The organism is Novosphingobium mississippiense, from assembly GCF_044029535.1.
In the GTDB taxonomy this organism is placed as follows: domain Bacteria; phylum Pseudomonadota; class Alphaproteobacteria; order Sphingomonadales; family Sphingomonadaceae; genus Novosphingobium.
Window position 1 is genome coordinate 3,063,541 of record NZ_CP147001.1, and the last position, 21,019, is coordinate 3,084,559.

Consider the following 21,019-nt stretch of genomic DNA (forward strand, 5'->3'; position numbering starts at 1 on the left):
GATCAATTCCCCACGGCAATGGTCTGGGCCGCGACGTTCCAGCCACGCAGCTTGACCGCGGGTGAACCGCCCGCAAGCACGCTGGGTGCGGTGACCGTCACCGTGCGCGTTTCGCCCGGCAACAACGATACGTAGTTGTCCGAGAAGTAGGCAGGAAGCACTTGCTTGCCCTTGGCATCGAACAGCGTCAGCTTGGTCTGGATCGCGGCCACCTTGCCGGGGTTGGTCAGGGTGACTTCGATCTTGGTATCGCTGCCTTCGGTGCTGACCTTGGCGGCACCCGTCAGCGGCACTTGCGCCATCGCACTCAGCGCCTGAAGCGCCTCGTCACTGGCAGCCTGCCAGTAGAAGTTGTCCGAAAGCCGCGCACCGGCGTTGTCCAGCGCTTCCAGGCGCACCAGCACCGGCCCCGAAGCCATCAGCGGCGCAAGGTCCAACGTGAAGGCATCGGCCACCTTGCCGGCCACCGCATCCACCCTGGCATCGCGCGTGGCAAGCGTGCGTCCGTCCAGCGCCTGCACCGTCGCCCGCACCGTCACGCCCGGCAGCGCGGCCATGCGGTTGTTGACCAGGATCACCTTGTGATCGGGCAGGTTCATCTGCACGTGCACCGGCTCCGACGCCTTTTTCATGCCGTAGAACGCGCCGTGGGTGTCGTAGTCGGACGAGAACACCTGCCAGGCCGAGCTGGGCCATGCCGGCTGCGTCATCCACAACATGCGGCCGGAGTTCGTGGTCCACAGCCCGGCGTTCATGCCTTCGAAGATCGCGCGGTAGCTTTCGTATTCCAGCATCTGCGCCTTGCGCTCGAAATCGGGGAGGCTGGTGGCCTTGCCGAATTCGCGGTCCATGGCATCGGTGAAGCTCTTCACCGCACCGTTCCCCGTCTGGTGCCAGTCGTGATAGGCCCAGGTGTCGCTGATCGGCCAGCGCTCGCTCGCCGGGATCGCGCGCTCCCACGATTCCAGCGTCGGGAACGACGGCGTGCCCACCTCGACCGCGAAGCCCTTCGAATATTCGGTGAAGTACTTCTCCGGCTCACGCCAGTTGTAGGGCCCGGAATCGTGCAGATTGATGCGGTTGGAAGAGGCCATGTAGAGCCGCGTGCCGTCTTCCTTGCGCAGCATATCGTCCAGTCCTTCGTTCAGGATCGGCTGCGGCACGCCTTCGTTGCGACCGAACCACAGGACGATGGACGGATGGTTGCGGAAGCGCGCAACCACGTCCTTCGCATTGTCCATGAACAGCGTCGGGTCCTGCGCCTCGATATTGTAGTCCTGCGTCGATTCCCAGAAATCGCTCATGACCATCAGGCCGTATTCGTCGGCCAGATCGAAGAAGCTGGCCTGCGTGTTCTGGCCCACCCAGTTGCGGATCACGTTGACGTGGGCGTCCTGGTGCAGCTTGAAGAACGGCTCCAGATGCGCGCGATCCACGCGCTTCATGAAGTCGTCCATGCCCACCGAACCACCACGCGCAGCGATGCGCACGCCGTTGACGCGGATCACGAGGAAGGGCGAAAGCCCCTCGTCCCCGGCAATCGGGGTGACGGCGGGCGACTTCTCCGCGCCCGGCACGAAGGAATAGGCCCAGCCGCCCGGCACCTGCCGGATCGCGTCATGCCGCTCATCGACGATATGCTGGCCCAGCTTGCGGGCCTTCTCCAGATCCACGGCCACGCGGTCCAGCTTGCCCTCGCCATCCACCAGCGACATTTCGTAGGTGACCTGACGCATGCCGAAGCGCACGTCCTTGCTGTCCGACGCCTGCCCGTCGATCGCGGTGGTCAGGTGCAGCATGTGCAGCGCCGGCGCGCCATAGCCGTTCGGCCACCAGAGCTTCGGATTGTTGATCGCGAGCGCGGCATCCGTCTCGGGCGAGAAGCGCACGTCCACCGACTGGCCGGCGGGTACGGTAACGCTGCGCTCCACGACCACATCGTCGAACGCCGCACGCACGGTGGCGGTGACGGCGCGGTCCGAAAGGTTGGCGACCGGCACGGTGATCTCGATATCGGCCACGCTGTTGTCCGCCTTGGGCAGCGTGGTGACGACCTGTGGATCGCCGATCTTCGCATCGCCGCTGGCCAGCAGTTGCACATCCTGCCAGAGCCCGGTCTGGCGATCGCGGATGGTCGGGATCCAGTCCCAGCCTTCCGATGCGCCGAAGGTGGGGCCGTCGAGCATCATCATGCCGCCGTTCTCGCCCACGCCGGCAGTCAGCGATTCCTCATGGGCAACGCCGGGGCGCGGCGGCGGCGAGACGCGCACGGCAATGGCGTTGCGGCCGGGCTTGAGCAGCGGCGAAACGTCGAACTTGCCGCGCACGAAGGCACCCTTGGTCGTGCCCACCTCGGTCCCGTTCACCCAGACTTGCGAGGCGAAGTTGACGCCGTTGAGCAGGAGTTCGAGGTGGCGGCCGCTGGCACCGGCGGGCAGGTCGAACTCGGTGCGATACCAGTAGTCCTGATGCGCCAGCTTCTCGGGGATGACCAGGTTGTTGAGGCCGTGCGCCGGGTCGGGATAGACACCGCGATCGACCAGCGTGGTCAGCACGGTGCCGGGGACGGTGGCAGCATACCACTTGGCAACGCCGAAGCCGGGGCGCGAGATCTTGGCGGCATCGCCATTCACATCCGGCGCGGCGGCGAGCGTCCATTTCTGCAGCGTCCACTTGCCAGCACCTGCCTCGGCCAGGGGAGCGACTTGCGGCACCGGCTTGGCCACCGGCTTGTCCGGCGCGGCACCGCGCGGCAGCGTCGATGCGGGCTGCGGAGTGACCTGACCCTGCATCTGGCGCACCTGCAGCGGCCAGCGCGGGCTGGTTTCGGCAAACTGGATCAGTGCGGGATTGGGCTGCGCACCGGTGGCCTTGATGACCCCGGCGTCGAGGCGCAGGCCGGCAAGATGCGCGGCGGGTGCGGGAGCGGAACCGACCAGCAGACGCGCTGGCTGCGCGGAAAGCGACTGACCAAGCGTTACGGCAGGCTTGCCATCGATGGCGAGAGACAGGCCCTTCGCGGTGTTGACCAGCGCGAAGTGGTGCCATCCGCCGCTGCGCAGCGCTGCGCCGCTGGCAGTCTGGCCATTGGCGCCGAGCACCGGCTTGCCACCGGTCACTGCCACCGAGACGAGCGCGGCATCGCTGTCCTTGCCGGCAAGCGCGGCCAGCGTGCCCCCTTCAGCGCCGTCGAGAGAGGCCCAGAAAGACAGCGTCCAGTCGCCCGCCGGAACGGTGACATCGCGCGACCACACGGGGCTGGCGGGGATCACGGCAAGGTCGAAAGGCCCGGCTACCTGCGCCGATGCGGCCTGCGTTGTCGCGATGACCGCCATGGCGCAAGCGCTCATCCATGCCGTGCGCGCGCGCAGTTTCGCCCCGTTGCTCATCCTCGTCCCTTTCAGTGTCGCGGCCCGATTTCGGGCTTTCACGGACACCAAACACGTCCCTGCGCAAAAAGCCAAATGTTTTTATATATTCGATTGCGGATTGCCGGACGTTTCGGCTGATCGCTTGGCACACTCGGATCGCCACGCCGACGGAACTGAGCGGACCACTTTGCCGAATAACCACCTTTGCCGAATAAACGTCGTCTGCCCAATAAACTTCGTCGTCCCCGCGGAGGCGGGGACCCCGCTTCTTCTTTTGGGCGCGCGGAGGCGCAGAGGGCTTTGCCACTGCACCACCATCTCTGCGTCTCTGCGTCTCTGCCTGAGCTCAAGAAAAGCGGGGCCCCCGCCTCCGCGGGGACGACGAAGAGTATGTTGGATAGGTGGGTGTAAGCCGTAAACGGCGGGAACCCAAAGCCCCCAAACGCAAACGGCGCGGGAAGAGCCCTGCCCTTCCCGCGCCGTGCGAAATCTCAGATCGAAGCCTGAACTCAGGCGCGACCGATCTTGAGGAAGCGTTCCTCGCGCCGGGCCAGCAGTTCCTGAGGAGGCAGGGCACGCAGCGTGTCCAGTTCCTGCTCGATGGCGCTGAGCAGCACCTGCGCCGTCCTGCCGGCATCGCGATGCGCGCCGCCGGTCGGTTCGGGCACCACACGCTCGATCACGCCCAGTGCCAGCAGATCCTGCGCGGTCACCTTCATCGCCTCGGCCGCGTCGGGGGCCTTGTCCGGCGTGCGCCAGAGGATCGACGAAGCGCCCTCGGGCGAGATCACCGAGTAGATCGAGTGTTCGAGCATCAGCACGCGGTCGGCCGCAGCCAGCGCCACCGCGCCGCCCGAGCCACCCTCGCCGACGATGGCCGAAACCATCGGCACCGGCACGCCAAGGCAGGCCTCGATCGAACGGGCGATCGCTTCCGCCTGGCCGCGTTCCTCGGCCTCGACGCCGGGGAAAGCACCGGCGGTATCGACCAGGGTGACCACCGGCAGGCCGAACTTGCCGGCCATTTCCATCAGCCGGATCGCCTTGCGATAGCCTTCGGGCTTGGCCATGCCGAAGTTGTGGCGGATGCGCGAAGTGGTGTCCGAACCCTTCTCGTGGCCGATCAGCATGACCTTGCGGCCATTGAGCTTGGCCAGACCGCCGATGATCGCCTGATCTTCGCCATAGAGGCGGTCACCGCCCAGCGGCACGAACTCGGTGAAGCCGAGCGCGAGGTAGTCCACGAAGTGGGGGCGCTGCGGATGGCGCGCCACTTGCGTCTTCTGCCAGGGCGAGAGCTTGGCATAAGTGCCGCTCAGCAGCGCCGCGCTCTTCTTTTCCAGACGGCCGATCTCGGACGCGATGTCGAGATCGCTGCCGCTGGCGGTGGCGCGCAGTTCGGCAATGCGCGCTTCCAGTTCCGCGATCGGCTTTTCGAATTCAAGAAACGAGATCATGCTCTATCCGTTCAGGTCTGTTGCCGCGCGCCTCAGGAGGCGCGCTTCGCCAGCCACTCTTCCAGCCACTTGATGGTATATTCGCCGCTCTGGAACTCGGGATCGTCCAGCAGCGCCTGATGCAGCGGGATCGAGGTCTTGACCCCGTCGATCACCATTTCATCCAGCGCGCGCTTCAGGCGCATGATCGCGCCCTTGCGGGTACGGCCCGAGACGATGAGCTTGCCGATCATCGAATCGTAGTAGGGCGGGATGCGGTAACCCGCATAGAGCCCCGAATCGACGCGCACGTTCATGCCGCCCGCCGCGTGGTAGGCAGTGACCTGCCCCGGCGAAGGCGTGAAGTTCCACGGGTCTTCCGCGTTGATGCGGCATTCGATGGCGTGGCCCTTGAACTCGATCTCTTCCTGGCGGAACGAAAGCGGGTTGCCTTCGGCCACGCGGATCTGTTCGCGGACAAGGTCGACGCCGGTGATGGCCTCGGTCACCGGATGCTCCACCTGCAGGCGGGTGTTCATCTCGATGAAGTAGAACTCACCGTTTTCCCAGAGGAACTCGATAGTGCCGGCGCCGCGATAGGCCATGTCGGCCATGGCCTTGGCGACGATGCCGCCCATGCGGTCGCGTTCTTCCGGGGTGATGACCGGCGAAGGCGCTTCTTCCAGCACCTTCTGGTGGCGGCGCTGGAGCGAGCAGTCACGCTCGCCCAGGTGGACCGCTTCGCCCTTGCCGTCACCGAAGATCTGGAATTCGATGTGGCGCGGATTGCCGAGGTACTTTTCCATGTAGACGGTGGCATCGCCGAAGGCGGCCTTCGCCTCCGAACGGGCCTGGCCCATCTGGCTTTCAAGTTCCTCGGCCGAGTTCACGACCTTCATGCCCCGACCGCCGCCGCCCGAAGCAGCCTTGATGATGACCGGATAGCCGATCGTCTCGGCCAGATCGCGCGCAACGGCGAAATCCTCGATCGCGCCGTCCGAACCCGGAACCAACGGCAGGCCCAGCGCGCCGGCGGTGCGCTTGGCTTCCACCTTGTCGCCCATCGTGCGGATATGCTCGGGCTTGGGGCCGACCCAGATCAGGCCATGCGCCTCGACGATCTCGGCGAACTGGGCGTTCTCCGAAAGGAAGCCGTAGCCGGGGTGAATCGCGTCGGCATGGGTGATCTCGGCCGCGGCGATGATCGCCGCGACATTGAGATACGAATCCTTCGCAGCCGGCGGGCCGATGCAGACCGCGTGGTCGGCAAGGCGCACGTGCATGGCGTCGGCATCGGCGGTGGAGTGCACCGCGACGGTTTCGATGCCCATCTCGCGCGCGGCGCGGTGGATGCGCAGCGCGATCTCGCCACGGTTGGCAATCAGGAGGCGCTTGATGGCCATCAGATTACGGTCCTCAGGCGATCACGACGAGCGGCTGGTCGAATTCGACCGGCTGCTGGTTGTCGATGAGGATCGCCTGGATCGTGCCGCCCTTGGGCGCGACGATCTGGTTCATGACCTTCATGGCTTCCACGATCAGCAGCACGTCGCCAGCCTTCACCTGCTGGCCGACGCTGATGAAGTTCGGCGCGGTGGGTTCGGGCGCGAGGTAGGCGGTGCCCACCATCGGCGACTTCACGGCGTCGACCGGAGCGGCCGGGGCGGTGGCTTCGGCAGCCGGAGCGGCGGCAGCAGCCGGGGCCGCGGCGGGCGCCGGGTAAGGGAATGCCGGGGCGGCGGCAGCGACAAGCTGCTGCGCAACCTGGCGCGTGACCTTGATCTTGCGTTCGCCGTCCTCGACCTCGATCTCGGTCAGACCGGTTTCAGCCAGGAGCTCGGCGAGCTCGCGTACCAGCGCGCTGTCGATGTTCACGCAACTTCCTTTCGTTCAAGATAACCGAGCAGCGATGCCAGCGTGCCTTTGAGGTCCTTGCGGTGGACCACCATGTCCACCATGCCGTGGGCATGGAGGTACTCGGCGCGCTGGAAGCCGTCGGGGAGTTTCTCGCGGATCGTGTCCTGGATCACGCGCTGGCCGGCGAAGCCGATAAGGGCGCCCGGCTCTGCGATGTGGATATCGCCCAGCATCGCATAGCTGGCGGTGACGCCGCCGGTGGTGGGATCGGTCAGGACGACGATGTAGGGCAGACCCGCCCGCGCAAGGCGGCGGATCGCGACGGTCGCCTTGGGCATCTGCATCAGCGAGAGGATACCCTCCTGCATGCGTGCGCCGCCCGCGGCGGTGAAAATGACGTAGCCGCAGTTCTCGGCAATCGCACGCTCTGCGGCTTCGACGAAAGCCTCACCCACGGCCATGCCCATCGATCCGCCCATGAAGGCGAAATCCTGCACGCCGAGCACGACCTTGCGCCCCTCGATCGTGCCGAGCGCATTGGTCAGCGCATCGGGGAACGGGTTGGCGGCGCGAGCGGCCTTGAGGCGATCCGAATATTTCTTGGAATCGCGGAAATTGAGCGGATTTTCCGGCACGCGCGGTGCCGAGAGGACGCCGTAGCCGGCGTCGAGAAGCTGGTCGAAGCGCTGCTGCGCGCCGATGCGGCCGTGATACTGGCAGCGCGGACAGACCGAGAGGTTGTCCTCGAACTCCTTGGTGAAGAGCATCTCGCCGCAACCGGGACACTTGGTCCACAGGTTGTCGGGCGTATCCCGCTTCTTCAGGTTCCCTAGGGAATTGCGTACTTTGCTAAGCCAACTCATGACCAACCCTTGCGTGAGACCCGAGCGGCCCGGTGATTGTCCGGGCTCATCTCGCGGCCGTCCGGACGCCGTATGAACATGCCGATTTCCGCCATGTCCTGCGACCGAACGATCCTTGCGGACGACAGACACCGTGCCGGTCTGCCGGCCCGTCGCCGAGCGCGGCAATACGCGGGAGATATGGCTTGATCAATCGCCTGTACGCGAAGGCATGGACAAAAAGTGCCATGCAAGGGCCACGTTCCCGCTGTGGGACAGTGCCGAACGGCGCAGGAATCCGGGATTTCCATGGTCCTGACGCCGCCCCTGTAAAGTTACATGGAAGCCCTGAATCTTTGCTGCATCCCATCACCTTCCCAATACGTCAAGGAAGAAATTATCCGTCCTTGGGAGCCCTCGCTGTTGCTCAAATGAGACATATTTGGCCGCCAATCTTCCGGTTGATCGAGAGAAGTCCTGCGATCAGGATGGCTTCCGCATGAAACAGGCGACCACAATCCTGACGTTCGACACCCTGGGCCGGGGGCTTACCGATATCACGCGGGCGATTGCCGGTTGGCAGCAGGACAGCGGCATCGGCGAGGGATTGCTGACCCTGCTGTGCCGCCACACTTCCGCCTCGCTGCTGATTCAGGAGAATGCGGCGCGCGAGGTGCGCGGCGATCTGGTCGCCTGGCTGGACCGCATCGCGCCCGAAGGTCCGTGGTACGCGCATGACGATGAAGGGCCGGACGACATGCCCGCACATCTGAAAGCCACGCTGACCGGGGTGAACCTGTCGATCCCGGTGATCGGCGGACGCATGGCGCTGGGAACATGGCAGGGCATCTATCTGGCCGAGCACCGCCGCGCGCCTCATCGACGGCAGGTGGCGCTGCATCTTTCCGGCCTGTAGACTCGCGCTGTAACCGGCTGAGGGCACGGGACGAACTGGAAGCATGAGCGAGATCGCCCCATCCACCGAATCGCCCCCACCCGTCGAAGCGGGGCCGCAGGCTGGCGATTTGGTGAAGCGCCACCGGCTTTCCACGCGAATCTGGCACTGGGCCAACGCGGTGACGCTGCTGATCATGCTGATGAGCGGGCTGATGATCTTCAACGCCCACGCCCGGCTCTATTGGGGCGAATACGGCGCGAACTTCGATACGCCATGGCTGAAGATCGGTTCTGCCCGGATCGGCACTTACGAATATGGCTATTTGCAAGTGGCGGGACACCGGATCGAGACGACCGGGTTGCTCGGCTACTGGAACGACCCGGACGGCACCCCGCATCGCCGTGCGTTCCCCTATTGGGCGACGATCCCCTCCAACTACAGCCTGGCCGATGCGCGAACGTGGCATCTGGCCTTCGCCTGGGTGCTGTCATTGGGGCTGGCGGCCTATCTCGTGTGGTCGCTGGTCAACCGCCACCTCCAGCGCGACATTCACATCAGGCGCGGTGAATGGCGGATGCGCCATCTCTGGCAGGAAGTGAAGGATCACGCCCGGCTGCGCCTGCCCAGTGGCGCGGCGGCGCTGCGTTACAACACGCTTCAGAAGATCGCCTATGCCGGAGTGCTGTTCGGGCTGCTGCCGCTGATGATCCTGACCGGGCTTGCACTGTCGCCCGGCACCGATGCCTGGCTGCCGCTGGTGACGGAAGTGTTTGGCGGCAGGCAGACGGCGCGGTCGATCCACTTCCTTTGCGCCTTCTCCCTTGTGGCGTTCTTCGTCATCCATATCGCCATGGTCGTGCTGGCCGGACCGTTCAACGAACTGCGCTCGATGGTGACGGGCTGGTATCGCCTGCCGAAAGAGCGAAACCGATGAGCAAGCTGATCCTTTCCAGACGGCGGCTGATTCAGGCGAGCGTCGTGGGCGCAGGCGGATTGCTGCTGTCCGGCTGCGACCGGCTGACGCGTGACCCCAAAGTGCTCGATTTCCTAGGGAAGGCCGAGGATCTGCACCGCGTGACCCAGCGCGGCCTCGCCGGCGATGCGCTGGCGCGCGAGTTCGCCGAATCGCAGATGTCGCCCACGTTCCGTGCCAACGGCAGCATGGCCGTGGCCGATCCGGTCTATCGCGCCCACTTCGCGCAAGGCTTCTCGCAATGGGCATTGCGGCTGGATGGGATGGTGGAGCGACCGCTCACGCTGCCGCTTACTGCGCTGAAGCAGTTCCCCCAGCGCACCCAGATCACCCGGCACGATTGCGTGGAAGGGTGGAGCGCGATCGGCAAGTGGACCGGCCCGCGCCTTGCCACCCTGCTCGACCTTGCGCGGTTGCGGCCGGAGGCCCGCTACCTCGTGTTCCATTGCGCCGATCTCTACGGCGGGCGCCCCTATTACGAATCGATCGACCTTGTGGACGCCTTCCATCCACAGACGATCCTGGCCTGGGCGATGAACGGTCGCCCGCTGGAAGAACAGCATGGCGCACCGCTGCGCCTGCGGGTGGAACGCCAGTTGGGGTACAAGCACGCCAAGTTCGTCACCCGCATCGAGGCGGTTGCCGCGCTCGACGGAATTTACGGCGGCAAGGGCGGGTACTGGGAAGATAACGGCCGCTACGCGTGGTATGCCGGGATTTAGTGGGCTGGCCCCCAGCATCCCCATTGCATCCCGGCCTATCTGGCTTATCCCCGCTGCTTCAAAAAAATATCGCGAGAGCGTGCCCCCGTGACTTCCCCCTTTGATTGTGAGTTTCCGTCGTGATTTCCGCGCTCGACCTGTTTCGCATCGGCCTTGGCCCTTCCAGTTCTCACACCGTCGGCCCGATGCGCATTGCCCTGCGCTTCCTTCAGGGGCTGGACGCCGCCGGACAGCTTGAAGCGATCGCCCGCGTGCGCGTAGACCTGCAAGGATCACTGGCGCTGACCGGCGAAGGCCACGGCACCCCCGACGCCTGCCTGATGGGCCTGATCGGCTTCGAACCCGAGACCGCCGAACCTGCCGAAGCCCACGCCGCTGCGGCTGCCGTGCGCGAGAGCGGGCGAATCGCGCTGCTCGGCCGTCATGAAATCGCGTTCGATTGCGCGCGCGACCTGATCCTCGATTTCGACCACATCCCCGACCTGCACCCCAACGGCATGGTGCTGACGGCGCTGGACGCGGCGGGGGAGGAACTGGCGCGCGGCGAATATTTCTCCACCGGCGGCGGCTTCTATTCCACCCGCCATCAACTGGAACAGCCCGCACCGGACGATCAGGTGGTCAACGGCCCACCGGTCCGCTTCCCCTTCGGTTCGGGTGCGGAACTGCTGGAAGTCTGCGCGACAAGCGGCCTGGACATCGCCGAAGTCATGCTCGCCAACGAAGCCGCGCGCCGGCCTGAGCAAGAGACGCTCGCCGGGCTGGACATGATCGCCGATGCCATGAACCGCTGCATCGATCAGGGGCTGACCAAGGAGGGGCACTTGCCGGGCCCGCTCAAGGTCCGTCGCCGCGCCCGCGCCATTCACCAGAAGCTGATCGCCCGCCCGCAGGACAATCAGGCGGAAACGCTGATGGACTGGCTGAACCTCTATGCCATGGCGGTGAACGAGGAGAACGCCAGCGGCGGCCGCGTCGTCACCGCGCCAACCAATGGCGCCGCCGGCATCATCCCCTCCCTGCTGCGCCAGTATTGCAGCGACGGGAATGCCGCGATCCCCGTGAAGGCCCGCCGCTACCTGCTCACGGCCGCGGGGATCGGCCTGCTCTACAAGCAGCGCGCCTCGATCTCCGGCGCGGAGATGGGCTGCCAGGGCGAAGTGGGTGTGGCCTGCTCTATGGCAGCGGCCGGGCTTGCGGCGGTCTGGGGCGGCACCCCGGTGCAGGTCTGCGCGGCGGCGGAGATCGGCATGGAGCACAACCTTGGCCTCACTTGCGATCCGGTGGGCGGACTGGTGCAGATCCCCTGCATCGAACGCAACGCCATTGCGGCGGTGAAGGCCGTGAACGCGGCCAAGCTGGCGCTGCATGCGGGAGAGACACCGCGCGTGTCGCTCGATCAGGTGATCGAGACGATGCGCCAGACCGGGCTCGATATGTCGAGCAAGTACAAGGAAACCAGCCAGGGCGGGCTGGCGATCAACGTAGTTGCCTGCTGAGCCTCAGCGGCCAATAGCTGGCCCGTCCCAAAACTCACCGTCATCCCCGCGAAGGCGGGGATCCCGCTTGTTCTTGAGCCGTGGTGCCAACGAAGCGGGGAGAAAGGTAAGGGGGCGCCTTCGCGGGGGCGACGGAGTTTGGATATTGCGGGATTCGGGTGTTACCGCGCTTGGGTGAGCAACTGAACGGAGCGTGTGCACAGCGTACGCACTACTGCAACGTCACTCCGTCCTCATCGTCGTCATCCGCGCGGCGGCCGAAGAACTGCATCAGTTGTACCAACAGTTCGCACCGCTCGCGCAGGCTCGACACTTCCAGCAGCGCCTGTTTGGCCGCAGCATCGAACGGTGCGATCTGCGAGACGCCGTTGATCAGCGACTGGTCGTCCAGCCTGGCGACCTGGTCCCAGTCCACCGCATAGCCCTGCGCATCGGCGAAGCGCCGCGCTTCACGCTCAAAACTGGCGCGCTCGATGGCGGCCAGCACTTCGTCGCCATCTTCGGGCAGCAGTTCGGCCTCGATCTGCCGGAACGGGGTGGAGACATCGAGTTCGCGCAGCAGGCGAAAGCGCGATTCGCCTTCCAGCAGGATATTGAACCGCCCGTCGTCCAGCGCCTCGACATCGCCGATGCGGCCAAGGCAGCCCACCGCATAGAGCGGTGCCCCTTCCACCGGGCGCTGCGGCTGGATCATGCCAATCCGCCGATCCCGCGCCAGCGCATCGCTGATCATGGCGCGGTAGCGCGGCTCGAAGATGTGGAGCGGCAGTTGCAGCCCCGGATAAAGGACGGCGCCCGGCAGAGGAAAGATGGTGATCCGCACGGGCGCCGCTCCGATCAGCCGAACAGCACGGTGGAAAGCTTGCGGCGCGTGGCGGCCACCCAGGGATCTTCCAGGCCGACCGCCTCGAAGATCTGGAGCAGCTTCGCACGTGCGGCACCTTCGTTCCACTCGCGATCGGCGGCGACCATGCGCAGCAAAGTGGCGGCGGCATCGTCACGCTCGCCGGCGGCGAATGCGGCGTTGGCGAAGGCAAGCTGCGCCTCCATGTCGGCGGGACGCTCGGCAGCGGCGGCGCGCAGGGCGGCGAGTTCGCTGTCCTCCGGCTTGTCCTTCGCCAGCGCCAGCGCCGAGCGGGCACGCTCCACCAGCGGATTGGCGGTGAGCTCCGGCTCAAGGCTGGAAAGCACCTGCTCGGCTTCCTCGATCCGTCCGGCGAGGACGAGGCCACGCACGAAGCCGGCGATCACTTCGGCATTGTCCGGCGCGATGTCGAGGATCTGCATGAAGATGGAGGCGGCGCGTTCGCCATCGCCGCCCGCCAGCGCTTCCTCGCCCATGGCGATCAGCGGCGCGATATCCTGCTGCGGTTCGCCGCCAGCCTGGATCGGCAGCTGCGCCAGAAGCTGGTCCAGCATCTGCTTCAGTTGCGATTCGGTGCGCGCATTGGTCAGGTCTGCCACCGGCTGGCCCTGGAAGATCGCGTAGACCGTCGGGATCGAGCGGACCTGGAACTGCCCGGCGATGAACTGTTCCTCATCGACATTGAGCTTTGCCAGAATCACGCCCTTGTCGGCATATTCGGCCGCGACCTTTTCCAGAACCGGGGTCAGCGCCTTGCACGGCCCGCACCATTCCGCCCAGAAATCCAGGATCACCAGCTTCGTCATCGACGGTTCGGCAACGGACTGACGGAAGCGGTCCACCGCCTTCTGTTCGTCGAGGTTGAGACCCATGCTGGCCAAGATTCTTGCTCCCGTGAATGTGCTTGAGGGCACTAGATCGGCCTTCGCGACCGATTTGTGAAGGGTTTATGGGCTTGTTGCAGGCCTTCGTACGATTCTTTCAATTTTGCTCTTGCCGACCCCAAAAAGCACTGCTAGTGGGCCGCCTCCACCCCGGACCTGCCGGTTAATCCAGCGGGTCTCGAACGTCAGAGCGGGCGTAGCTCAGGGGTAGAGCACAACCTTGCCAAGGTTGGGGTCGAGGGTTCGAATCCCTTCGCCCGCTCCAGTTCATAATCGGGTTTTCTGGCGGGAGCTCCGGCTCTTCCAGAAGGTCTCGAACGCCAGAGCGGGCGTAGCTCAGGGGTAGAGCACAACCTTGCCAAGGTTGGGGTCGAGGGTTCGAATCCCTTCGCCCGCTCCAGTTCGACTTCTCACGAAATCGCAGATCTGAAACGAAGCGCACAAGCCTTCCTTTTGCGTTTCGCCCTTCGCACAGCGCCTGCTTGAAAAATGTCCCGAAGGGCATTTTTGTCGCGGCAAAATCCGCCTGCGGCGGACTTTCAAACAATCACCGCGCGGCAAACCATTCGGCCATGCGTTCGATGGCCTGCTCGATCAGCGGTGTGGAAACCGCAAAGCTCATGCGGAAATAGCGGTGGCCGTCCACGGGATCGAAATCGATCCCCGGCGCGGTGGCAACACCCGTGTCGCGCAGAAGCTGGCGGCAGAACGCCAGGCTGTCATTGGTCAGGTGGCCGATATCCGCGTAGATATAGAAGGCCCCATCCGGCGGCGCGATCTCGCTGAGGCCAAGGCGGGGCAGCGCCGCCAGCAGCAGTTCGCGATTGCGCGCGTATGTATGCAGGTGACCTTCCAGTTCCTCGGTCGAATCCATGGCGATCAGGCCGGCGTGCTGCGCCAGCACGGAAGGCGTCAGAAACAGGTTGTTCATCCGCGCCCGCGCCGCGGCCACGACTTCGGGCGGAACCACCAGCCAACCCAAGCGCCAGCCCGCCATCGAATAGTATTTCGAGAAGCTGTTGACGATCACCGCCTCCGGCAGATGCTGCAAGGTGGACTGCGCAGCATCGCCGTAGGTCAGGCCGTGATAGATTTCGTCGGACACCACGCGGATGTTCTTGCGGCGGCAGACTTCGGCAATCGCGGCCAGTTCTTCCGGCGCAATCACCGTCCCCGTCGGATTCGCCGGGCTCGCCAGAATCAGGCCATCGGGCACGGGATCGAGCGCATCGAGTGCGGCCGCCGTCACCTGATAACGTTCGGCCGGGCCGCAGGGCATCTCCACCGGCTCCAGATAGAGCGTCTTCAGCGTATTTCGATAAGCAACATAGCCCGGCCGCGCCAATGCCACTCGCGCGCCCGGCGCGAACAGGCTGGTCAGCGCCAGCACGAACGCGGGGGACGCTCCGCAGGTCAGGATCACCTGTTCACGATCGACCGATACGCCGTAAGCCTCCGCATAGTGCCGGGCGATGCGGTCCAGCAGTTCGGTGCTTTCCCAATACCCGCCCGGATCGCTGTCCAGCACCTTGTGCGCGGCGGCAATCGCCGCCGCCGGCGCGCCGGTGGAGGGCTGCCCGTATTCCATGTGAATCACATCGCGCCCCTCTGCCTGCAATTCATAGGCAAGGCGGCCGATCGCCATGGCGTGAAAGGGATCGACCTGAGCGATCTTCTGCGCAATCTTCCGAGGAGCGTTCATCCCCGCTTGCTAGGTGCCTTGGGCCGCTCAGGCAATCCCGCTTGCCCGAGCGGGCAGGATGGGCCCGGTCATATGGTCCAAGCCCGCACCGCTCGGCAGACTGCGCACCGAAGGAGAGTACATTTGCCTACTCAGCTCGATCACTACCGTCTGCTGGGCCGCTCGGGCCTGCGCGTCTCGCCGCTTTGCCTTGGCACGATGACGTTCGGTGTCGGCCCCGGCGGGTGGGGCTCCACCGACGAAGAAGCGGCACGGATGCTGGACATCTACGCCGATCACGGCGGCAACTTCGTCGATACGGCGGACTTCTACGGCCAGATGGGCGGTTCCGAACGGCTGCTGGGCCAGATCGTGGGCGACCGACGCGAGAAGCTGGTGATCTCCACCAAGTATTCGATCACCACCAGCCCCGGTGACCCCAATGCGGCGGGCAATTCGCGGCGCAACATGGTTCGCTCGGTCGAAGCCTCTCTCAAGCGGATGAAGACCGACTGGATCGATCTGCTCTACCTGCACATGTGGGATTTCCGCACGCCGGTGGACGAGATCCTGCGCGCGTTCGACGATCTCGTCCGCAGCGGCAAGGTGCTCTACATCGGCCTGTCCGACACCCCCGCCTGGCAGGCCAGCCGGATGCAGGCGATTGCCGAAGTGCGCGGGTGGACGCAGTTCTGCGCGCTGCAGATCCAGCACAACCTGATCGAACGCACGGTGGAGCGTGAGATGATCCCGATGGCGCGCGAAATGGGGCTGGGCGTCTGCCCGTGGTCCCCACTGGGCGGCGGCGTGCTGACCGGGAAGTACAGCAGCGCCGATATTTCCGCCCCCGCCGGCGAGATGATGGGATCGCGCAAGGCCATCAATGTCGCGACCGGGCGGCTGAGCGAGCAGAACCTCGCCATCGCGCAAGTCACGGCCGATGTCGCGAAGGATATCGGCTGTACCCCCGCGCAAGTGGCGCTGGCCTGGCTGCTCGCCCATCCCGATGTCGATTCCCCGGTACTGGGCGCGCGCACGCCGGCGCAACTGGAAGACAATCTTGGCGCGCTGGAAGTGACGCTCTCGGAAGAACACCTCGCCCGGCTCGATACGGCCAGCGCCGTGCCGAAGGTCTTCCCGATGGACATGCTGACCGGCCCTGCGGAGCATATCATGACCGGCGGAGTAACCGTGGAAACGCGCCGCTGAGACTGAAGCGTCAGCCGGATTCGTCCCGATTAATCCGGGCGTGATCTTGCTCACGCTTTCCGCAACCGCGAAGTGCCATAAGAATGGTCATCCGGAACGGGCACCGTGAACCGCCTGTTCCGGATGCTGCCATAGCGCTGGAGCCGGTCCGACGTGGCGATCGGTGGAAACGCGCATGGATGGCCGTTTACGTTTTGATGAACGCGATGCGCGCGCGAAGTGGGGCCTTCGCGGCATCGGTTTCTTCCGGCTGGATTTCCGGCCATCCGGCACTGCCGGAACGCGGCATCGACCCGCATCGCCCTGTGGCTGAGCGACGAATCCGGGGGGAATTCGTCGCCCCTGGGGCGCCTTCTCACCGGGGGGAATTTCGCCGGAAGGCAGGGTGAGAAGCGGGTCGGTGCCGCGCACAGCCAAACGCGGCAGCCGAACCGGACACCCGCTCAGAGTGCGTTCGGAAAATGCCCTCGCGGGGCACTTTCATGGCGGCACCGGCCCACTCCCTCAGCCCGGATTGGCGCTGGCGATACCGGGACGTTCCGCCCCCATGCCCGAAAAGCCGATGCAGTAGCCGCCATCCACCGGCAGCACCACGCCGGTCACATAGGCGGCCTCGTCGCTGGCCAGATAGAGCGCGGCCTGCGCAATGTCCTTCGCCAGCCCCCAGCGCCCCATCGGGATGCCGGCCAGCACCGGAAACTCGGCCGGTGGCTCGGCATGGGTGCGGGAGGCTTCGACCAGCCCCGTCCACATCGTGCCGGGCGCGATGGCGTTCACGCGGATGCCCTGATCCGAATAGTCGAGCGCCGCCGCCTTGGTCAGCTGGTTCACCCCCGCCTTGGCCGCGCCGTAGACCGAATGGTGCTTCCACCCGATCACGCCCGAGGCCGAAGTCGTGTTCACGATCGCCCCGCCGCCGGTCTTCAGCATCGAGGTGATGCCATACTTCATGCCCAGAAACGCACCGCGCAAGTTGGTCGCGTGAACGCGGTCCCAGGTCTCCAGCGACTGCGTGTGCAGCGGCGCCATCGGCCCGCCGAAGCCGGCATTGTTGCAGAGCACGTCCAGCCGACCGAAACGGTCTTCCGCCGTGGCGATCATCGCCTGCACTTGCGCCTCGTCAGAGACGTCGCACTGCACGCCCACCGCCTGGCCGCCGAGCGATGCCGCCACTTCGTCCTGCTTGCCCGAAATGTCCGCCAGCACCAGCTTCGCGCCTTCCGCGTGGAACAGTTCGGCCATCGCCTTGCCCATGCCCGAACCGGCGCCGGTGATGATGCAGACTTTATCCTGAAGCCTTGCCATGTTCATTCTCCTCTCAGGTGCCGGATCAGGCGCTGGTGTCGATGGTCGGACGGATCGAGATTTCGGAGATGTTCGTCCGGCGCGGCATGGCGAGGATGAAGACCAAAGCCTCGCCGATGTCGCGCGGCTTCACGGCGCCTTCCTTGCTGACATGCGCCTTGATCGCGGTGCGCCACTGCGGGTCGGAGATCGAATCCGCCACTTCGGTCTCGGTCGCCCCCGGCATCAGCGTGGTGACGCGGATGTTGCGGCCGCCCAGTTCCTGCCGCATGCCGTCGGTCATCATGTTCACCGCGTGCTTGCTGGCCGAATAGGCGCTGGTCATCGGCCCGCCCTTGCGCCCGGCGAGCGAGGAGATGGTGATGATGTCGCCCTCGCCCTGCTCCAGCATGTGCGGCACGGCGGCGGCGCTGGTGTAGACGGTGCCCATCAGGTTGATGTCGATCACCCGGCGATAGATCGCGGTGTCGCAATTCTCGATCCCGCCGGCCTCCATGATCCCGGCCGAGTTGATCAGGATGTCGATCCGCCCGAACGCAGCGACGGTCTTCTCCACCGCACCGCGCGCATCGTCTTCCACGGTCATGTCACCGGGGACCGCCAGCGCGGTGCCGCCGGCCGCGTCGATCTGGGCGACCAGCCCCGAGAGCCGCTCCACCCGTCGCGCGCAGACGACCACGGTCGCCCCCGCCTCGGCCAGACAGAGCGCCGCCGCCTCCCCGATCCCCGACGACGCGCCCGTCACGAGCGCGACCTTTCCTGCAAGCTGGCCCGACATGGCTTCTCCACTCTCCCAACGCGGCACCTTGCGACCGCTTTCGTATCCATTGGCTGGAGGGTGGCGGGTGCGAAGTCAACGGAAAATGCTGAACAACTGTTCAAATCGCTACTGCGAGGTGCAGTGAATGTATCCATCTGCGATCTGGCAACGGTGTGCGGGAAGGATTTTCACGCGGAGGCGCGGAGACGCGGAGAAGAAAAGGCAGGAGCCGCGCGCAGCACCGAAGCCGCCTTCAAACGTCATCGGTGGCGCAATATGGGGCGATCACAGGAATGCCCCGGGCGGCAAGCGATCTCTTTGCGCCTTCGCGCGATTCAACTTTTTCCGTCTCCGCGTGAACCGATCAAGCAATCGCCAGCACACTGCGGTGGATGAACCGCACCAGATCCGCCTGCCCCCGTGCTCCGGTCTTGGCATAGATCCGCTTGGAATAGGTCCGCGCCGATTCCACCGTCAGGCCCACTTCCGGCCCCGCCTCGGCAATCGACAAGCCCCGACTCAAAGCCAGTGCCAGTCGCGCCTCGCTCGCGGTGAGGTCGAACAGTTGCGCAAGCTGCCCGCAACGGTCGGCGGAGGACCAATGATCGGCGTGGAGGTAGCACAGCACCGCAGGCGCCGCCCGCGTCGTCCCCATGCGCCGGCCAGAGGGGACCAGCAGCAAGTCGAGCCACGGCTCCCGGCACAGCACCAGCGCACGCGGCCGGGCATCGGGATCGCGCGCGAGTTCACCGATGGCTTCCGCAAGCTGCCGCCGCAGCTTCGTGTCGTGCGCGCTCAGCCGGCCATCGCGGGTCTGCATGAGCCCGGTCGAGCCTGCCAGCATCCGCGTGCCCAGCGGATCGGCGTCGAGCACCCTACCCTCACCATCAAGCGTCACCCAGCCGAAGTTCATCCGCCGCACCGCCTCGCGCTCGATCTCCGCCCCCATCCGCTCACGCTCCAGCGCCACGAAGCTGCCGAGCGCCGCGCGCAGATGGGGGGCCAGGTCTTCGAGCAGGCCGTCGACATCCGCCGCAAACTCGCCATCCCGGCGAGTAATCGTGATCCAGCCGTTCACCCCGCCGGGCTCGGCGAAGCGGATCATGCGCATGTGGTTCATGCCGGAGGGCACCAGAAGCTGGTCGAGATAGGCGTCGTGCCGCGGATCACCGAAGCGCAGCAATTCGTGCAGCGCGTGGCTGCGGCCCTCCTGCATCGCGTGGTAGGGCATGGGATCGCGCAAATAGAGGCTCTCACGATAGAGCCGCGAAACCGGCGGGGGCGAGGGCTGGCCGGAATAGAGGTGGATCACTCGCGCCTCCGGCGTGCCGAGCGGCAGGGGGCGGAACACGAGGCTGGCATAATCCGCCGAAACGCGCGCGCGCAGGGCATCGAGGAAGCGCCGCCAGGGCGGGTCTTCCACCAGTCCCTCGATCAGCGGCACCAGTAGCGCCGCGTCCTCTCCTTGCAGCATTTCCGCGATCCCCAAATGGGAATTTTCCTTGGCCGAGGGCTAACCCACAACCGGCCCCGGAGACAACGAGCGGCGCCGAACCATCACCCCAGCGGTGCGGACGCTGCCTGAGAGGGATGAGCCAATGAAAGTGCAGCCCGCAGCCTTCCTGCGAACCACCCTGCCACTCGGCATCGACATGGCGCAGGACTACGATTCGGGCCGCTATCACTCGATCTGGCTGCCCGATCACATGGTCAGCTTCTGGCCCGATTCGATCTGGACGCCGGAATTCACCGACCTTGCGAAAGCCTCGCCCAGCCCGCACCGCCATCTCGACGGGCTGGCCGTCGCCGCCGCCACCGCCGTGCTGACCAAAAACACCCCGCTGGCGACCACCGTGGTCGATACCGTGCGCCGTCACCCTTCGCTGCTGGCGCAAACGGCGCTGACGATCAGCCACTTGTCGAAGGGGCGCTTCATCCTTGGCCTCGGCTCGGGCGAGTTGGAGAACACCGTCCCCTACGGCTTCGATTTCGACAAGCCGGTGGGGCGGCTGGAAGAGGCGATCAAGGTCATCAAGCTGCTGTGGCATGCGGATGGCCCGGTCGATTTCGAGGGGCAGTTCTTCCACCTTCACCACGCGCGGATGGATACCGAGTTCCATGAGGGCAAGGCGCCGCCGATCTGGCTGGGCGCGGCGGGGCCGAGGATGCTCTCCATCACCGGGCGAGAGGCGGATGGCTGGTGGCCGGCGGGATCGTGGACGCCGGAGGACTATGCCGCGAAACTGAAGGTCATCCTGGACGCAGGCGACGCGGCGGGGCGCGACATGAGCCACTTCACCCCCGCCATCACGCAGATGTGCCTGATTGGCGAGCCCGACGAGATCGACGAAATGCTGCGCGCGCCGATGGTGAAGTCGATCATCCTGATGATGACCGCCAAGGATCTTGCCCAGTTCGGCTACGAGCATCCGATGGGGCCGGACTGGCGCGGCATCATGGATTTCGATCCGGTGCGCCTGAGCCGTGAGAAGATGCTGAAGTTCTGCGACGAGATGAACCCGCAGGCGATCCGCGACGTGCTGCCCACCGGCACGCCGAAGGAAGTCGCCCTGAAGATCAAGGGCTTCGCCGATGCCGGGATGCGCGTCTACAAGCTGATGGAATATGGCGCGATGGGCGGCATGAAGTTCTCCGCCACCAGCGCCGCCAAAGTCCGCGAGACCGAAGACGAAATCGCGCGTCTGGTGGAGGCTTGA

The 21,019-nt window shown here is 65.5% G+C and carries 17 protein-coding genes and 2 tRNA genes; 8 read left to right on the top strand and 11 right to left on the bottom strand.

Translation table 11 applies throughout. From position 1 onward, the window contains the following. Positions 1-2 precede the first annotated feature (2 nt). The 5 genes from WBP06_RS14505 to accD all read right to left on the bottom strand — a co-directional run bounded on the left by WBP06_RS14505 (position 3) and on the right by accD (position 7,527). Positions 3-3,389 (bottom strand): glycosyl hydrolase 2 galactose-binding domain-containing protein, encoded by a 3,387-nt coding sequence (locus tag WBP06_RS14505; RefSeq protein ID WP_395329154.1) that lies wholly within the window; start codon positions 3,387-3,389, stop codon positions 3-5. Positions 3,390-3,880: 491 nt separating this feature from the next. Beyond that, positions 3,881-4,828, bottom strand: a complete 948-nt coding sequence (locus WBP06_RS14510; protein ID WP_395329157.1) for an acetyl-CoA carboxylase carboxyltransferase subunit alpha — start codon at positions 4,826-4,828, stop codon at positions 3,881-3,883. 32 nt (positions 4,829-4,860) lie between these two features. Continuing rightward, positions 4,861-6,210: an acetyl-CoA carboxylase biotin carboxylase subunit gene (gene accC, locus WBP06_RS14515; protein WP_395329159.1), complete on the bottom strand. Its 1,350-nt coding sequence runs from the start codon at positions 6,208-6,210 to the stop codon at positions 4,861-4,863. A gap of 13 nt (positions 6,211-6,223) precedes the next feature. Continuing rightward, positions 6,224-6,682: an acetyl-CoA carboxylase biotin carboxyl carrier protein gene (accB, locus tag WBP06_RS14520; protein WP_395329162.1), complete on the bottom strand. Its 459-nt coding sequence runs from the start codon at positions 6,680-6,682 to the stop codon at positions 6,224-6,226. After that, the gene (gene accD / locus WBP06_RS14525) at positions 6,679-7,527 is read right to left on the bottom strand and encodes an acetyl-CoA carboxylase, carboxyltransferase subunit beta (protein ID WP_395329164.1); all 849 of its coding nucleotides are present in this window, start codon (positions 7,525-7,527) and stop codon (positions 6,679-6,681) included. Before accD ends, accB begins: the two co-directional genes overlap by 4 nt. A 478-nt stretch (positions 7,528-8,005) precedes the next feature. Here accD and WBP06_RS14530 point away from each other — a divergent pair, with 478 nt between their 5' ends. The 4 genes from WBP06_RS14530 (at position 8,006) to WBP06_RS14545 (ending at position 11,598) form a co-directional block, all read left to right on the top strand. Then, complete coding sequence (locus WBP06_RS14530; RefSeq protein WP_395329167.1) at positions 8,006-8,422, top strand: secondary thiamine-phosphate synthase enzyme YjbQ; 417 nt, start codon at positions 8,006-8,008, stop codon at positions 8,420-8,422. Positions 8,423-8,465: 43 nt separating this feature from the next. Beyond that, positions 8,466-9,338 (top strand): cytochrome b/b6 domain-containing protein, encoded by an 873-nt coding sequence (locus WBP06_RS14535; protein WP_395329170.1) that lies wholly within the window; start codon positions 8,466-8,468, stop codon positions 9,336-9,338. Continuing rightward, on the top strand, positions 9,335-10,099 hold the full coding sequence (locus WBP06_RS14540; protein WP_395329173.1) for a molybdopterin-dependent oxidoreductase: 765 nt from the start codon (positions 9,335-9,337) through the stop codon (positions 10,097-10,099). The genes WBP06_RS14535 and WBP06_RS14540 overlap by 4 nt, the downstream gene beginning before the upstream one ends. A 119-nt stretch (positions 10,100-10,218) precedes the next feature. Further along, positions 10,219-11,598, top strand: a complete 1,380-nt coding sequence (locus WBP06_RS14545) for an L-serine ammonia-lyase (protein WP_395329176.1) — start codon at positions 10,219-10,221, stop codon at positions 11,596-11,598. Between the two features lie 211 nt (positions 11,599-11,809). Here WBP06_RS14545 and WBP06_RS14550 read toward each other — a convergent pair whose 3' ends face one another. Next, the gene (locus WBP06_RS14550; protein ID WP_395329179.1) at positions 11,810-12,421 is read right to left on the bottom strand and encodes an LON peptidase substrate-binding domain-containing protein; all 612 of its coding nucleotides are present in this window, start codon (positions 12,419-12,421) and stop codon (positions 11,810-11,812) included. Between the two features lie 14 nt (positions 12,422-12,435). Continuing rightward, the gene (locus WBP06_RS14555) at positions 12,436-13,335 is read right to left on the bottom strand and encodes a tetratricopeptide repeat protein (RefSeq protein WP_395334182.1); all 900 of its coding nucleotides are present in this window, start codon (positions 13,333-13,335) and stop codon (positions 12,436-12,438) included. A 202-nt stretch (positions 13,336-13,537) separates the two neighbouring features. Between WBP06_RS14555 and WBP06_RS14560 the strand changes: the two genes are divergently transcribed. Both WBP06_RS14560 and WBP06_RS14565 read left to right on the top strand, forming a co-directional pair. Then, a tRNA-Gly gene (locus WBP06_RS14560) sits at positions 13,538-13,612 on the top strand. Positions 13,613-13,672: 60 nt separating this feature from the next. Next, positions 13,673-13,747 (top strand) — tRNA-Gly (locus WBP06_RS14565). Positions 13,748-13,894: 147 nt separating this feature from the next. Here WBP06_RS14565 and WBP06_RS14570 read toward each other — a convergent pair. Further along, positions 13,895-15,049: an aminotransferase class I/II-fold pyridoxal phosphate-dependent enzyme gene (locus WBP06_RS14570; protein ID WP_395329182.1), complete on the bottom strand. Its 1,155-nt coding sequence runs from the start codon at positions 15,047-15,049 to the stop codon at positions 13,895-13,897. 123 nt (positions 15,050-15,172) lie between these two features. Here WBP06_RS14570 and WBP06_RS14575 point away from each other — a divergent pair, with 123 nt between their 5' ends. Next, complete coding sequence (locus tag WBP06_RS14575) at positions 15,173-16,237, top strand: aldo/keto reductase (RefSeq protein WP_395329185.1); 1,065 nt, start codon at positions 15,173-15,175, stop codon at positions 16,235-16,237. Positions 16,238-16,741: 504 nt separating this feature from the next. On the opposite strand, the gene WBP06_RS14580 is transcribed toward WBP06_RS14575, so the two are convergent. The 3 genes from WBP06_RS14580 to WBP06_RS14590 form a co-directional block, all read right to left on the bottom strand. Continuing rightward, a complete protein-coding gene (locus tag WBP06_RS14580; RefSeq protein WP_395329188.1) occupies positions 16,742-17,542 on the bottom strand; it encodes an SDR family NAD(P)-dependent oxidoreductase in 801 nt (266 codons plus the stop codon). 25 nt (positions 17,543-17,567) lie between these two features. Next, complete coding sequence (locus WBP06_RS14585) at positions 17,568-18,320, bottom strand: SDR family oxidoreductase (RefSeq protein ID WP_395329191.1); 753 nt, start codon at positions 18,318-18,320, stop codon at positions 17,568-17,570. A gap of 346 nt (positions 18,321-18,666) precedes the next feature. Next, complete coding sequence (locus tag WBP06_RS14590; RefSeq protein WP_395329194.1) at positions 18,667-19,776, bottom strand: helix-turn-helix transcriptional regulator; 1,110 nt, start codon at positions 19,774-19,776, stop codon at positions 18,667-18,669. 124 nt (positions 19,777-19,900) lie between these two features. On the opposite strand from WBP06_RS14590, the gene WBP06_RS14595 reads away from it, so the two are divergent. Continuing rightward, positions 19,901-21,019: an LLM class flavin-dependent oxidoreductase gene (locus WBP06_RS14595; RefSeq protein ID WP_395329197.1), complete on the top strand. Its 1,119-nt coding sequence runs from the start codon at positions 19,901-19,903 to the stop codon at positions 21,017-21,019.

What these genes read in the sequence shown, in the direction of transcription:
- WBP06_RS14505 (WP_395329154.1), bottom strand. Translation starts at nt 3,389, where the DNA reads ATGAGCAACGGGGCGAAACTGCGCGCGCGCACGGCATGGATGAGCGCT.
- WBP06_RS14510 (WP_395329157.1), bottom strand. Translation starts at nt 4,828, where the DNA reads ATGATCTCGTTTCTTGAATTCGAAAAGCCGATCGCGGAACTGGAAGCG.
- accC (WP_395329159.1), bottom strand. Translation starts at nt 6,210, where the DNA reads ATGGCCATCAAGCGCCTCCTGATTGCCAACCGTGGCGAGATCGCGCTG.
- accD (WP_395329164.1), bottom strand. Translation starts at nt 7,527, where the DNA reads ATGAGTTGGCTTAGCAAAGTACGCAATTCCCTAGGGAACCTGAAGAAG.
- WBP06_RS14530 (WP_395329167.1), top strand. Translation starts at nt 8,006, where the DNA reads ATGAAACAGGCGACCACAATCCTGACGTTCGACACCCTGGGCCGGGGG.
- WBP06_RS14535 (WP_395329170.1), top strand. Translation starts at nt 8,466, where the DNA reads ATGAGCGAGATCGCCCCATCCACCGAATCGCCCCCACCCGTCGAAGCG.
- WBP06_RS14540 (WP_395329173.1), top strand. Translation starts at nt 9,335, where the DNA reads ATGAGCAAGCTGATCCTTTCCAGACGGCGGCTGATTCAGGCGAGCGTC.
- WBP06_RS14555 (WP_395334182.1), bottom strand. Translation starts at nt 13,335, where the DNA reads ATGGGTCTCAACCTCGACGAACAGAAGGCGGTGGACCGCTTCCGTCAG.
- WBP06_RS14570 (WP_395329182.1), bottom strand. Translation starts at nt 15,049, where the DNA reads ATGAACGCTCCTCGGAAGATTGCGCAGAAGATCGCTCAGGTCGATCCC.
- WBP06_RS14580 (WP_395329188.1), bottom strand. Translation starts at nt 17,542, where the DNA reads ATGGCAAGGCTTCAGGATAAAGTCTGCATCATCACCGGCGCCGGTTCG.
- WBP06_RS14585 (WP_395329191.1), bottom strand. Translation starts at nt 18,320, where the DNA reads ATGTCGGGCCAGCTTGCAGGAAAGGTCGCGCTCGTGACGGGCGCGTCG.
- WBP06_RS14590 (WP_395329194.1), bottom strand. Translation starts at nt 19,776, where the DNA reads ATGCTGCAAGGAGAGGACGCGGCGCTACTGGTGCCGCTGATCGAGGGA.
- WBP06_RS14595 (WP_395329197.1), top strand. Translation starts at nt 19,901, where the DNA reads ATGAAAGTGCAGCCCGCAGCCTTCCTGCGAACCACCCTGCCACTCGGC.